Below are 245 nucleotides of genomic sequence, written 5' to 3'. Positions count from 1 at the left end.
GCGCTGGTAATCGATGCCAAGGGCGCTTGGATTGGCCTGGACAACAACAACGGTGCCCGTGCCGATGGCGAAACCCGCCCGATCGTCTGGCGCTTCGATGCGCCGGAAGGCGGCTGGAGCGCCAAGCCATGAGCCAGACGCCGGGCAAGCGCGCGGGCAGGGTGCTGATGGTTGTCGCCTGGGCGGCGGCACTGTTTCTTGCTACGCGTTTTTTCGGCCAGTGGGAAGACAGCCAGCGTAACCCC

The 245-nt window shown here is 65.7% G+C and carries 2 pseudogenes; both read left to right on the top strand.

Annotated elements, in window-relative coordinates:
- Positions 1-132: pseudogene (locus SB756_RS33980) on the top strand (DNA topoisomerase IV); the annotation flags it as partial.
- Positions 129-245, top strand: a pseudogene (locus tag SB756_RS33975) (TIGR02281 family clan AA aspartic protease); the annotation flags it as partial. The pseudogenes SB756_RS33980 and SB756_RS33975, both read left to right, overlap by 4 nt.

The sequence above is a fragment of the Pseudomonas sp. SIMBA_068 genome (genome assembly GCF_046534705.1).
GTDB classification, from domain to species: domain Bacteria; phylum Pseudomonadota; class Gammaproteobacteria; order Pseudomonadales; family Pseudomonadaceae; genus Aquipseudomonas; species Aquipseudomonas putida.
Note: the sequence above shows the minus strand (reverse complement) of the source record. Positions and strands in the feature narration are given on the sequence as shown.